This is a genomic window from Edwardsiella ictaluri ATCC 33202 (assembly GCF_000264785.1).
Classification (GTDB): Bacteria; Pseudomonadota; Gammaproteobacteria; order Enterobacterales; family Enterobacteriaceae; genus Edwardsiella; species Edwardsiella ictaluri.
Window position 1 is genome coordinate 19,104 of the sequence record NZ_AFJI01000085.1, and the last position, 11,891, is coordinate 30,994.

Annotated in this window: 16 protein-coding genes; all 16 read left to right on the forward strand. The window is 60.9% G+C overall.

The annotated features are described in order from the left end of the window. Positions 1-13: 13 nt before the first annotated feature. Positions 14-1,099: a phage major capsid protein, P2 family gene (locus EIEH_RS12995; protein ID WP_015871553.1), complete on the forward strand. Its 1,086-nt coding sequence runs from the start codon at positions 14-16 to the stop codon at positions 1,097-1,099. After that, a complete protein-coding gene (gpM, locus tag EIEH_RS13000) occupies positions 1,056-1,757 on the forward strand; it encodes a phage terminase small subunit (RefSeq protein WP_015871554.1) in 702 nt (233 codons plus the stop codon). Before EIEH_RS12995 ends, gpM begins: the two co-directional genes overlap by 44 nt. A 105-nt stretch (positions 1,758-1,862) precedes the next feature. Next, positions 1,863-2,345 (forward strand): head completion/stabilization protein, encoded by a 483-nt coding sequence (locus EIEH_RS13005; RefSeq protein WP_015871555.1) that lies wholly within the window; start codon positions 1,863-1,865, stop codon positions 2,343-2,345. Between the two features lie 9 nt (positions 2,346-2,354). Then, the gene (locus EIEH_RS13010; protein WP_015871556.1) at positions 2,355-2,834 is read left to right on the forward strand and encodes a phage tail protein; all 480 of its coding nucleotides are present in this window, start codon (positions 2,355-2,357) and stop codon (positions 2,832-2,834) included. After that, positions 2,821-3,555 (forward strand): hypothetical protein, encoded by a 735-nt coding sequence (locus tag EIEH_RS13015; protein ID WP_015871557.1) that lies wholly within the window; start codon positions 2,821-2,823, stop codon positions 3,553-3,555. The genes EIEH_RS13010 and EIEH_RS13015 overlap by 14 nt, the downstream gene beginning before the upstream one ends. 4 nt (positions 3,556-3,559) lie before the next feature. Beyond that, positions 3,560-4,714 (forward strand): DUF2586 domain-containing protein, encoded by a 1,155-nt coding sequence (locus EIEH_RS13020; protein WP_015871558.1) that lies wholly within the window; start codon positions 3,560-3,562, stop codon positions 4,712-4,714. Further along, the gene (locus EIEH_RS13025; protein WP_015871559.1) at positions 4,711-5,166 is read left to right on the forward strand and encodes a phage protein; all 456 of its coding nucleotides are present in this window, start codon (positions 4,711-4,713) and stop codon (positions 5,164-5,166) included. Before EIEH_RS13020 ends, EIEH_RS13025 begins: the two co-directional genes overlap by 4 nt. Positions 5,167-5,169: 3 nt before the next feature. Next, a complete protein-coding gene (locus EIEH_RS13030) occupies positions 5,170-5,460 on the forward strand; it encodes a phage holin family protein (RefSeq protein WP_015871560.1) in 291 nt (96 codons plus the stop codon). Positions 5,461-5,476: 16 nt separating this feature from the next. Beyond that, positions 5,477-6,028, forward strand: a complete 552-nt coding sequence (locus tag EIEH_RS13035) for a glycoside hydrolase family 108 protein (RefSeq protein WP_015871561.1) — start codon at positions 5,477-5,479, stop codon at positions 6,026-6,028. Positions 6,029-6,058: 30 nt separating this feature from the next. Beyond that, entirely contained in the window at positions 6,059-6,346 is a 288-nt protein-coding gene (locus EIEH_RS13040) for a putative phage tail assembly chaperone (RefSeq protein ID WP_015871562.1), read from the forward strand. A gap of 50 nt (positions 6,347-6,396) precedes the next feature. After that, positions 6,397-6,531, forward strand: coding sequence for a DUF6890 family protein (locus EIEH_RS20125; protein WP_406943460.1), 135 nt, complete (start codon positions 6,397-6,399; stop codon positions 6,529-6,531). 3 nt (positions 6,532-6,534) lie between these two features. Next, on the forward strand, positions 6,535-8,730 hold the full coding sequence (locus tag EIEH_RS13045; RefSeq protein ID WP_015871563.1) for a phage tail tape measure protein: 2,196 nt from the start codon (positions 6,535-6,537) through the stop codon (positions 8,728-8,730). Beyond that, complete coding sequence (locus EIEH_RS13050) at positions 8,720-9,073, forward strand: DUF2590 family protein (protein ID WP_015871564.1); 354 nt, start codon at positions 8,720-8,722, stop codon at positions 9,071-9,073. The genes EIEH_RS13045 and EIEH_RS13050 overlap by 11 nt, the downstream gene beginning before the upstream one ends. Beyond that, positions 9,066-10,250 (forward strand): baseplate J/gp47 family protein, encoded by a 1,185-nt coding sequence (locus EIEH_RS13055; protein ID WP_015871565.1) that lies wholly within the window; start codon positions 9,066-9,068, stop codon positions 10,248-10,250. The genes EIEH_RS13050 and EIEH_RS13055 overlap by 8 nt, the downstream gene beginning before the upstream one ends. Continuing rightward, positions 10,247-10,816, forward strand: coding sequence for a hypothetical protein (locus EIEH_RS19060; RefSeq protein WP_015871566.1), 570 nt, complete (start codon positions 10,247-10,249; stop codon positions 10,814-10,816). The genes EIEH_RS13055 and EIEH_RS19060 overlap by 4 nt, the downstream gene beginning before the upstream one ends. Then, positions 10,813-11,891, forward strand: a 1,079-nt coding sequence (locus tag EIEH_RS19065) for a phage tail-collar fiber domain-containing protein (RefSeq protein ID WP_035609844.1), incomplete at its 3' end; no start/stop codon positions are given. The genes EIEH_RS19060 and EIEH_RS19065, both read left to right, overlap by 4 nt.

An 11,891-nucleotide genomic window follows, 5' to 3' on the forward strand; every position in this document is an offset into this window, starting at 1 on the left:
GCAAATAAACACCATGAGTATGATCACCCCCGAAGCCCAGAAGCTGACGCAGCTGTTCATCGCGAAATTCTCCGATACGTTTAACGACTGCGGGCGCTCTGGCGATATGCAGTTCACCCTGACCGAGCCGCGCGCCATCGCGCTGCGCAAGGCACTGCTGGAAAGTACCGAGTTTTTACGCCTGATCAATTTGATGGATGTACCACACCCGCAGGGGCAGGTCGTCACCGTGGGTGAGTCCACCCTGCGCACCGGCCGTGTCAAGGATGGGCGCTTCACTAAGGGCAGCGGCATCAGCGGCAACGAGTTCAGGCTGGTCGAGACAGACTCCTGCTGCGTCATCACCTGGGCGCAGCTGGCCATCTGGGCAAATGCCGGCACGCCGGGCGAGTTTTTCAACCTGATGAATTCGACGGCAGTGATCAATTTTGCACTCGATATGCTGCGTATCGGCTTTAACGGTACCCACGCCGCCGAGAACTCTAACCCCACTGACTACCCCAGCGGTGAAGACATCAACATCGGTTGGCATCAGATTGCCAGGAACTGGGGGGACAACGAGGGACGGGTTTCACGCATTCTCACGACGCCCGTGACCGTGGGAGAAGGGGGCGACTATATCAGTCTGGATGCGATGGCGTCAGACCTGATCCACGCCTCCATCCCGCCGCAGTACCACAACGACCCACGCCTGGTTGTCCTGGTCGGCGCTGATCTGATCGCCGCAGAAAGCCTACGCCTGTTCAACAAAGAGGATAAACCCTCTGAACAGGTTGCCGCGCGTCAGCTGGGTAAGGACATCGCCGGGCGCCGCGCCATCGTACCGCCGTTTATGCCCGGCAAGCGTATGGTCATTACCATGCTGCCCAATCTGCAGATCCTGACGCTGAAAGGCTCACGCCGCCGCAAGGCCGAGGATGCCGGCGAGCGCAAGCAGTTTGAAAACTCTTACTGGCGCTATGAGGGCTACGCCCTGGGTGATCCCGACCTGTACGCCGCGGTCGATGAGAGCGCAATCACTATCGCCGGTGAGAAGCCAACCAGCGAGGCAGCCCATGATAACTCCAATGCAGCGCCAGAGGGCACAGCAGCAGAATAAGCTGCGCGCCGAACGCCTGGGGCATCCCGCAGCCGGGGCCACCGGGGAGAGCCAGCACATCAAGATGCTGGCGCTGGATAACGACGTGGCGCGACTGCGCGGCATCGAGCGCGTCGTTGACAAGGTGGAGATGAAGCGCAGCGAGCTACTGCCAAAATGGCTCCCACACGCCCAGGCCTATCTGGAGGGCGGACGCGTCTACCAAAACCCGATACTGGTCTACTGCATCATCTGGCTACTGGATACGCAGCAGTTTGAGCAGGCGCTGGACTGGGCGGATATTGCCATCCCCCAGGGCCAGGAGACGCCGGGCAACATCAAGTCGAAGCTGCCGACATTTGTTGCCAGCAACATCCTGGAATGGGCGGAGCGGGAGGCTGAGGCCGGGCACAGCGTGCAGCCCTACTTCTCCCGGGTGTTCGACCGGGTCAGGCATCAGTGGCAAATCAACGAGCGTCTGGGTGCGCGTTACCACAAATTTGCCGCCCTGCTGCTGCTGCGCAGCGGCGGGAGCGAGCAGCCCAGCGCTATCAGCTCTGTTGAGTTGCTGGAGCAGGCCGACGCCCTGCTGGAAAAGGCGGCACTACTGCATCCTAAAGTACAGGTGAAGACCCTGCGCCAGCGCATTGCCATGCGATTGCGGGCGCTGGAAGGTTAGTAAAACGACTACCACAGGCCAAAGCGGGCGCGGTGGAGGGACACAGGCCAATCGGCCGGCGTGTACCGCGGAAACCGGTCTGCCCGCTTTTTTTAGGATTACGCCATGTTTGACGGTAAAAGCATCGACTATCAGCAGACAACCCTCCAGAACGATGGATTCTGGCCGGACATTGACGCGGGTGATTTTGAGCGCGCCCGCACTATTCCGCCCGTCATCGATCACGGCGTGGTGATCAACGCCCTGCTGACGGCGATCGCCGAGTTGAACATGAGCCTGACCGCCACCCAGACACGCTATCGGGAGGCCGGATACAACACCGCTGATGCCGTGCCCGGCCCCGCCGCCATCGATGCCGTGCGGCGCGATGGGGCACCGCGCCGCACGCATCTGACGGCGCTGTATATCAAGGCGCTCTATGCCCGCGCAAAGGCCGACCTGCTGCCCGAGTTCGCCACCATTGGACGGCGCGACGCGCACCCCGGGCAGGAGGCGCCGGACGTACGCCGGGGACTGCTGGCTGAGTCTGCCATGGCACTGCGCGCCATCATGCAGCGCCCGCGCTGCTCTGTCAGCCTGATCGATTGAGGATACGCCATGACGCAGCTGTCGGAACTGACCGCCTATATCCAGCACCACCTGCCGCCGCGGGCGAACACCCGCTTTTACAGCGAGATGGACAACATCACGCTACGCCGCGCCGCCAAGAGCCTGGGCAATGGCTGTCGGCGCATCCAGGTGCGCCAGTATGACGCGGTGCTGACGTGGGAGGCATGGCCCTACCGGCTGGCCAACCCCGACCTGCTTTTCGCCATCATCGACAGCTGGCTGACCACTCACGCCAACGGACTGCGCGATGAGCTGGAGCTGGCCGGACCGGGCATCGATGTGGATGTCGACGATCAGGGGAGTGCCTGGCTACAAATCACCCTTCCCCTGGCCGACCCGATTACGCTGGTCGAGGATATGCGCGGGGAGATCCCCTACGGCAACCAGCGCTATCGGCTGGACGCGGCAGATATCTGGGTCGCAGAGCACTGCACCATCCATCCGGGCGCTGACGATGATCAGGGGTGAGGTTAACGCTGCGCAGCTCAAGCAGCTGCGCCAGGCGCTTAAACAGGCCGACATGTCGCCCGCCAAGCGTCAGCGCCTATTGTGGCGTATCGCCAGGCGTGGGCTTATCCCGCTGGCCAAGCGCCATGTTAGAGCACAGACCGCCCCGGATGGTTCGCCCTGGCCCAAGCGTCGGCGCGGCAAACGCAAGATGCTGACCGGACTGCCGAAGTTTTTGGGTGTACGCGAGAACGGCGATGGCTCTGTCACGCTGCGCTTTGGACGCGGGAGCTACGAGAGCAACACGCACGCCGGTGCCATCGGCTACGTCAACCAGCACGGAGCTGATATCCAGATGTCCGCCGCCGCCCTGCGTCGCAGTGGCACCCAGCAGGCTGGTAAGTCAGCCACCCGAGCGCAGGCGCGCACGCTGGTATCGCTCGGCTATCAGGTCCCGGACACGCCAGACCGTGGGGCCGACGGACGCTACAAGGCACCGACAACACGCGGCAAAAAACGCCGGGTTAGCCAGGCGTGGATCTGCGCGAACCTGAGCATGGCTCAGGCGGGATTGATAATCCGGCAGCTCAAGGGTGAAGCGCCTAAAACGGCGTGGACTATCACCCTGCCGGCACGCGCATTTTTGGGTGCCAGTGATGACGAATTCGCCACCATTCTGGCGCGCGAACTGCGCGGGATCCAGTTTGGCTGGAATGTGAAAAAACAGGATATCAAGAGGTAAGCCTATGGTTTGGCCCAGTGTCACGATTACCCAGCTGAACACGTTCGGCGGCGTCACCAGGTCCATCGAGCGCACCGTGCTGTTTGTCGGGACTGCCAGTATGAACTATGAAGCGATCTTTCCCGTCATCGCCAGCAGCGATCTCGATGCCATGTTCGGCAGCGACGACTGTGTGCTGAAAGATGAGATCGCCGCGTTTTTCAAGAGCGCCGGGCCGGGCGCGTTTTGCTACGCGGCGGTTATATCAGATTTTATTCCTTTTCCCGCGCCGGGGGAGAAGCGTCAACCCATCTGGGCCAATACCGTTCGCCGCGCCATGGCGCGGGTATCGGTAGAGGGAGTCATCATCACTGAAACCATCAGCACTCAGGAGGAGATCCTGGCCGCCCAGGCGCTGCGCACCGAGCTCAATAACACGCTGGGGCGCTGGCTGTGGTTTGCCCTGCCCGTCGCCGGTATCGATGTCAACAACGAGATTTGGGCGGAATACATCGAAAAACTGACCGCGCTGCAGCAGGGCATCGTCGCGCCACAGGTACAGCTGGTGCCGACGTTTTTTGGTAATGATATCGGCGTACTGGCCGGGCGCCTGTGTAATGCCGCGGTAACCGTAGCCGATAGCCCGGCACGCGTCGCAACAGGGCCGCTGCAGGGGCTCAAAAACCTGGACAGACCCGTTGATGTAGACGACAACCAGCTCGGTTTGGCCACGCTGCAGGCGCTGGCCCGCGTGCGCTACAGCGTGCCGATGTGGTATGCCGATTACGAAGGCCTGTACTGGTCAGACGGCGTCACGCTGGAGGCCGAGGGCGGAGATTATGGCGTGATCGAAAACGTGCGCGTGGCTGACAAAGCCGCCCGGCGCATCCGTATCATGGCGATCCCCAAAATTGCCGATCGTACCCTGAACAGCACACCGGGCAGTATCGCTGCCCATGAGATGCTGTTTGGCAAGCCGCTGCGTGAGATGGCCAAGAGCGTGCAGATCAACGGTATCACCTTCCCCGGTGAGGTTCGCCCGCCGAAAGATGGCGATGTGACCATCACCTGGCCAGAGAACTCCCGCGTCAGTATCAATTTCATTATCCGCCCCTACAACTGCCCGAAGGAAATCACCGTCGGGATTATGTTGGATACCGATCAGGAGAATAACGTATGACCGCCCGCATCAGTGGTATGTCATTCGACGTCAACGTCGGCGGCATCGAGATCCACATCAACACCGTTTCCCTGGATATCAGCGACGAGACCAGTGTCGCCAAGACGCGCGGCATCCCCGACGGTACCATCGACGGCGCCATCAGCGCCGAGGGGGAAATCGAGGTGGATAGCCGTAATTTTAATTTATTGGGCGAGGCAGCCAGCCAGGCCGGATCGTGGCGCGGCCTGCCGCCGATGGATTTTCTGTTTTTTGCCGACACCGGCGACGAAAGAATCGATGTGAAAGCCTTCGGCTGCAAGCTGTTGCTCTCTAACCTGCTGAATATCGACAGCAAGGGGGGGGAGCTCGCCATGCATAAGCTGAAGTACCTGGTCTCCAGCCCGGATTTTGTCCATATCAACGGCACGCGCGTACTGTCCGAGCACGACGTGCGCGGGCTGATGGGGTGACCTATGTTCAACGAGCATGAGCGAACCCTGTTCACCCTGGCGCTGATCGGTGCCGGTTCCGCCATTGGCCGGGTCTTGCTGAGTGAGGAGCCCATCACCTGGAAGCTGTTCATCGGACGGACGCTGCTCGGCAGCGGGCTCTCCATGTCCGCCGCCGCCCTGCTGATCCAGTACCCCAGCCTCTCCCCGCTGGCCGTCGCTGGCGTCGGCGCCGCACTGGGGGTTGCCGGGTACCAGTGCATAGAAATCTATCTGCGCCGCTGGTTACGGCGGCGCGACCGGGATAAACGCTAACCGTACGAGGTATTTCATGAACATTGATGCCATTTTCGATCAATTGCTGGGCAAAGAGGGGAATTATGTCGATCACCCCAGCGATAAGGGCGGTCCCACCAACTGGGGTATCACCGAAAAAACCGCCCGCGCGCATGGCTACACCGGTGATATGCGTTACCTGACCCGCGGGCAGGCCCTGGAGATCTACCGTGCCGACTATTGGCGCGCGCCCCGCTTCGATCAGGTCTATGCCCTGAGCCCCCCGCTGGCCGAGGAGTTACTGGATACGGGGGTCAACATGGGGCCGTCCGTCCCCTCTGCCTGGCTACAACGCTGGCTTAACGCCTTCAACCAGCGCGGAAAACTGTATCCGGATTTACAGGCCGATGGCAGCATCGGTCCCCGTACCCTCTCCGCTCTGCAGGCTTACCTGAACGCCCGCGGCGACGAGGGCGCCACGGTTTTGCTCTCTGCGCTGAACTGCAGCCAGGGAGCCCGCTACCTTGAGATCACCGAGCGGGATCAAGCCCAGGAAGACTTTACCTATGGCTGGATGCGGGCACGGGTGGCCACGCCCCAAACCTAATAACGCCACCGATTATCCCAGGAGTCTCCTATGACGGAAAAAACGCAGTACAACGATGCACCCGGCCTGATCACCCTGCAGATCGGTGAGCAGGAGCTGACCTTCGCCCCAACGCCGCAGGCCTACGACACCCTGCAAAACGACTTTATGCCGAACAACAAAGTCGCGCCGCTGAAAAACTACCTGCGCCGCATCGTCATCAAGGATCATCGCCAGGCGCTGGATACGCTGCTGCAAAAACCCGGGATGCCGGCGGCGATAGCAAGCGCGGTAAATGACGAGTACGCCCCGAACATCGAGATCATCGTAAAAAAATAGCGGCGCAGGTTGAGGCTATCAGGCATAACCCGTTTTCGCAGCTGCTGGCCCTGCGCCGCCACTATCTGCCGGGTGAGGATGACGGGCCGCAGAGTCTCGCCATGGCCGCCTGGCTGGATAACCACTACTGGGAGAGCCTGTGCGCCGCCGTCAATAACGGCATCGTGAAAGCCTTTAAGGGGTAAGACATGCAACGCCTGGAGCTGCTGCTTTCGCTCAATAACAAGCTGACCCGACCGCTGCGTGCGGCCGGCAGTCAGGTACAGGCGTTTGCCGCCACCAGTCGTGCCGCATTCGGCCAAATCGCTATCGGCGGCGCGGCATTGTGGGGGGTGGGTCATGCCATCAAAGGGGCGCTGCAGCCCGCCATCGAAATGGACAGGGCGCTGGGTGAGGTCAGGTCACTGGGGGTGGCGGAGAGCGGACTGCGTAAACTGCAGCGCGCCTCCCTCGACTTCACCATGGCCTATGGTGGCAATGCCGCGGAGTTTGTACGCTCCTCCTACGATATCCAGTCCGCCATCGCGGGTCTGACCGATAACGAGCTGTCCCGATTTACGGCGGCCTCCGCCACCCTGGCCAGAGCCACCAAGTCGAGCAGTGCGACAATCACCGCCTACATGGGCACGATGTACGGCATTTTCGAGCAGCAGGCCAACGCCATGGGCAGGGGCGCCTGGGTGGAGCAAATCGCCGGCCAGACGGCGACGGCGGTGCAGATGTTCAAAACCACCGGCGATCAGATGTCTGCCGCATTCACCTCGCTGGGCGCCAGCGCCACCGCTGCCGGCGTCGATGTCGCCGAACAGTTCGCCGTGCTCGGCCAGCTGCAGGCCACCATGAGCGGCAGCGAGGCCGGAACAAAGTACCGGGCGTTCCTGGCCGGCATCGGCGGTGCGCAGACAACCCTGGGGCTGAATTTCACCCGCCGTGACGGCACCATGAAGGGCATCACCGAAATCATGCGCCTGATCCAGGGTAAATTTGGCGATCTGTCCAAAGTTACCGACAGTGACCTACTGGCAAAGGCCTTTGGCTCCAAGCAGGCCGTCGCGATGGTCAAGTTGCTCAATGCCAATATCGGTAATCTGGAAAAGAACATTACCACCCTGGGAAACAGCAGGGGGATGGGTAAGGCCGCCGAGATGGCCGGGGCGATGGCCGATCCTTGGAAACAGAGTCTGGCCGTCATCAATGCCATGCGCATTGAGATCGGCACCCAGTTGCTGCCGGTGCTCTATCCGTTTATCGATCAGGCCGTCAGCGGTGGCCGCGAGTTCATCAAATGGCTGCAGCTCTACCCCAACATTACCCGCGCCATCGGGCTGATGGCCGTCGCCATGCTGGCGCTGGCCGCCGCGGGTGCCGTCGTCAATATCACGCTGGGTGTCATGCGATTTGTCGGTAGTGGCCTGAAAGCGGCCTTTACCGTGCTCGCCTGGGCATTTCGCCTTAATGCCATCGGCACCCTGATTTCCGCCAGCGCCACAAAAGTTTATGCCATGGCTCTGCGCCACCTGCGCGCCGGCATGCTTGCCTCGAGTATCGCCGGCCGGGGACTGGCAGTCTCTATCGCCATGGTCACCTGGCCGATACTGCTGATCGGCGCCGCCATCGCAGGCGTCGTGCTGCTGGTCTACAAATTTTGGCAGCCCATCAGGGCCTTTTTCTCGGGCTTCATTCAGGGATTTTCTGACGCCTGGGTCGAGCTATCCAAGGGATCCCCCCTGTTCACCATAATGGCCAGGGGGATTGCCTGGGTGTGGTCCGGTGTAAAAACCCTCTTCGGTTGGCTGTCAGGCCTGTTCACTCCCATCGCGCTGACCGGCGAACAGTTCAGCCGCGTCAGCCAGGCGGGCGCCTCATTTGGCCGCATCGCTGCCGCTGCCGTCAGCGCCATTCTGGCACCGCTGGAGATGATAACCAACGCACTCGGATTGGTGTGGGATGCCATTGTCATCATTGGCCAGGGATGGATAGACATCTGGGAGGCCATCGATATCGAAAACCCCCTGCAGTCAATGAAGCGTATCGCCGCAGGGATCCTGAACATTTTTGGCAACCTGTGGGCGCTGGTGAAATCCTCATTTTCCAGCGCCTATAACTGGATCATCGAAAAACTGAACCTGATCCCCGGCGTCAGCATAGAGATGCAGCCCATCCCCACACCCGACGCGCTGAATGGCAATGCCGGCGACGAGGCCACCCCACTGCTGACCGCAGGACAGGTGCAGAGCGCGGGGCCCGGCGGCATCGGCCAGCAGATCCGCAACAGCAACAACAGCAAAACCGACATCGATCAGTCGGTTCGCACCACCACGTTTAACATCGCCAGTGCGTCTGCCGGCGACATCAGGGAGCTTCAGGAACTCTATGCACGATAGTCCAGCGCGCTATATCGACCTGCTGATCACCGACCGCAATTTCACCCTGAACAGCGGCCGGGAACCGGTGCTGTGCGATAACCTGCGCAGCATTGCCCAAGACTGCCAGCACGCCATTATCGAGAGCGGGCTGGCGACACGCATGCTGGCGGAGAAAAGCCCCACCCTGCGCGCTGACCTGATGATGCAGATGATGCTGCTGGTCGAAGATGACGATCGCATCGTTCCGGGCACGGTCAGCGTAACCGAAGAGACGCCGCTTTCCGGCCGGCTGCTTATCCTGGCCGCAACCGAAGATTTTCGCCATGAACCGCTGAGATTTGAGGTGACACTGAATGATTAATGGCAAGCCGAAGGTCGATTACGAGAAAATTTTGGCGGAGCAGGGCATGCCCACCACTCCCGCGCAGGCGCGAGCCCGGTTTGACGCCATCGTCAAAGCAGAGGGGTTGATCACCAATGCGTCGCGCATGTCGCCCTTCTGGAAGTTGATCACCGCCATCGTCACAACGCCGGTGATGTGGCTCAAGGATGCGCTGGTCAACGTGGTGATGAAAAACCTGTTTTTGGCGACAGCCAGCGGCGTCTTCGTCGATATCATGGCCTGGGCGGTCAACCTGCCCCGTAAGCCTGCCACTGCCGCCCGGGGGGTCATCCTGTTTACCAAGGCCGATGCCGCCCGGCTCATCACCGTACCTGCTGGCACCCAGATCCAGACAGAGCGCATCAATGGCGTCATCTACTCGCTGACCACCACCGCCGACGCCGTCATTCCGGAAGGGGTAGCGCAGCTGCGCCTGAAGGTCACCGCTGACGCTCCCGGTGCCGGTTTCAATCTGGCCCCGGGCTATTACCGCATTCTGCCTACCGCCATCGACGGTATCGAGCGCGTCGAAAACCCCGAGGACTGGCTGCTCTCCCCCGGTGCCGATGCCGAGCGCGACGATGAGCTGCGCGATCGGGTGCGCAATCAGTTCAATCTGGCCGGTGCCTACCACACCGATGCCGTATACCGTGGCCTGATCTCCAGCGTTGCCGGTATCAGCGCCGAGCGCATCTACTTTGTACACGACGCGCCGCGCGGTCCGGGCACCGCCAACGCCTATATTCTGCTGGACAGCGGGATCCCCGCCCAGCCGTTCATCGACACCATCAATGACCATATCATGGACCGGGGGCATCACGGCCACGGCGACGATCTGCGTACATTCGCGATGCCCGAAACACGCCACGACCTGACTGTTACCCTGTACCTCGATGCCAGCCTTGGGCTGACCGGACAGGCGATCGATGTACTGCGGCGCGATGTCGGCAACCTGGTGCGCTGCGCGTTCCGTGAAAATACCGAATATGACGTACAGAAGACCTGGCCCTACAGCCGCTTTAGCATGTCGCGTCTGAGTGAGGAGATTCACCAGCACTTTGCCGAAATCGAATCGGTCATACTCTCGCTGACAGATATCGAAAGCGGCCTGGCCGTGCCGCGCCTGCGTGCCCTGTCCATCGAGGTACCCGTATGAATCTGCCAAAACTGCCTGACATCGCCCTGCCCGGCTGGATGAGCCTGGGCGAGCCGCTGACGCTGGCACACGCCTCAAAACGCTACTGGGAGATAGTCTATGGCTGGCTGACATGGCCTCTGGCACAAATCGATGTGGACAGCTGTGCGGTACCACTGCTTAACCTGCTGGCCTACCAGCGCAGCATCACCCGTTTTAACGGTGAACCGCTGAGGCTGTTCCGCCTGCGCGTAAAGCACGCCTTTATCAACGCCCAAGACGCCGGCGAGCAGCGCGGCTTTGAGCGTATTTTTCAGCGGTTGGAGATAGGTGACGTACAAACGCTGCAACGCCAGTCACGGCTCGACTGGGATCAGATCATGCTGCGTATCAACGATCTCCAGCTCAGCGAGAACAACGCGTTAATGATGAGCCTGGTGCGCCAGTATGGCCGAACCTGCCGCCGCTATTTTTTCCAGATCATCAATAACCGCACCCTGCATATCACCGGCGCAACCTTTGACGGCGACTACCGCTATTTACACGCCAAAATTCCCCGGGTCACCAATGAGGGCACACACCCATGAGCACTGTGATCACCCAACACTACCAGCAGTGGTGTGCCAGCCAGATGTCACATGACCTGCCTGCCCGCCCGGATACCGTCATTTTTGCCTATATCCCCGGGCAAGACGAAAATGCAGAGATAGACCACACCGAGCCGTTGCCAGCGGATACGTTCATCCGCCACCGTATGCCCGTAATGCAATACGGACTGCTCAACCCGAACGTCGTGGCATTCTCCGTTATCCTGGACACCACCGTAGGCAATTTTGACTATAACTGGATAGGTCTGCTGCACGCAGAGAGCAACACCCTGTGCATGATCTCCCACGTTCCCCGTCAGCAAAAAATCAAAACCGCAGACGGTATACAGGGCAATAACCTGACGCGCACTTTCGCCATGGAGTTCGACGGTGCCGCCGCCGCCATGCAGGTGACCGTTACCGCAGAGGTTTGGCAGATAGATTTCACCGCCCGCCTGGCTGGCATGGATGAGATCCGCCGCCTGATAGCCCGTGACCATTACGGACCCGCGGCCTTTCTGGACGATGGCTGGCGCGTCACGCCGCAAGAGGGGGCAGCGCACATCGCGCCAGGCATCGGCTACGTTCAGGGGCTGCGTGTGGTGCTACCCTCGGCCACCACATTGCCCGTGCAACCCGGACAGACAATCTGGCTTGATGCCAGCTGGCAAGGCACCGCGACCGGTGCCTGGCAGACCGCTATCCAACTGTTCGCCGATAACAGGCAGGCCATTGATGACTACACCGACGCGGCGGGGTTTTGTCACTACCTGGCCCCACTGGCCACCGTTGCGACGGATGGTGCCACTGACCTGCGCCCTGCTACGCCGGGCGATCGGCAGCAAGATGCACTCAGAGCCCATGAGGCATCACGCAACCACCCTACTGCCACCTTAGATGAAGTAGGTTTCGTACGCCTTAACGACAGCACCGACAGCGACAGCACCACCCAGGCAGCGACGCCCAATGCGGTAAAGCGTACTTATGAGGAGGCCACCCGCGCCGCCAGCACCAGCCAGGCCGGACAGGTCCTGCTTGAAGACAGTATCAGCAGCTACAGCACCACAAATGCAGC

What these genes read in the sequence shown, in the direction of transcription:
- EIEH_RS12995 (WP_015871553.1), top strand. Translation starts at nt 14, where the DNA reads ATGAGTATGATCACCCCCGAAGCCCAGAAGCTGACGCAGCTGTTCATC.
- gpM (WP_015871554.1), top strand. Translation starts at nt 1,056, where the DNA reads ATGATAACTCCAATGCAGCGCCAGAGGGCACAGCAGCAGAATAAGCTG.
- EIEH_RS13005 (WP_015871555.1), top strand. Translation starts at nt 1,863, where the DNA reads ATGTTTGACGGTAAAAGCATCGACTATCAGCAGACAACCCTCCAGAAC.
- EIEH_RS13010 (WP_015871556.1), top strand. Translation starts at nt 2,355, where the DNA reads ATGACGCAGCTGTCGGAACTGACCGCCTATATCCAGCACCACCTGCCG.
- EIEH_RS13015 (WP_015871557.1), top strand. Translation starts at nt 2,821, where the DNA reads ATGATCAGGGGTGAGGTTAACGCTGCGCAGCTCAAGCAGCTGCGCCAG.
- EIEH_RS13020 (WP_015871558.1), top strand. Translation starts at nt 3,560, where the DNA reads ATGGTTTGGCCCAGTGTCACGATTACCCAGCTGAACACGTTCGGCGGC.
- EIEH_RS13025 (WP_015871559.1), top strand. Translation starts at nt 4,711, where the DNA reads ATGACCGCCCGCATCAGTGGTATGTCATTCGACGTCAACGTCGGCGGC.
- EIEH_RS13030 (WP_015871560.1), top strand. Translation starts at nt 5,170, where the DNA reads ATGTTCAACGAGCATGAGCGAACCCTGTTCACCCTGGCGCTGATCGGT.
- EIEH_RS13035 (WP_015871561.1), top strand. Translation starts at nt 5,477, where the DNA reads ATGAACATTGATGCCATTTTCGATCAATTGCTGGGCAAAGAGGGGAAT.
- EIEH_RS13040 (WP_015871562.1), top strand. Translation starts at nt 6,059, where the DNA reads ATGACGGAAAAAACGCAGTACAACGATGCACCCGGCCTGATCACCCTG.
- EIEH_RS13045 (WP_015871563.1), top strand. Translation starts at nt 6,535, where the DNA reads ATGCAACGCCTGGAGCTGCTGCTTTCGCTCAATAACAAGCTGACCCGA.
- EIEH_RS13050 (WP_015871564.1), top strand. Translation starts at nt 8,720, where the DNA reads ATGCACGATAGTCCAGCGCGCTATATCGACCTGCTGATCACCGACCGC.
- EIEH_RS13055 (WP_015871565.1), top strand. Translation starts at nt 9,066, where the DNA reads ATGATTAATGGCAAGCCGAAGGTCGATTACGAGAAAATTTTGGCGGAG.
- EIEH_RS19060 (WP_015871566.1), top strand. Translation starts at nt 10,247, where the DNA reads ATGAATCTGCCAAAACTGCCTGACATCGCCCTGCCCGGCTGGATGAGC.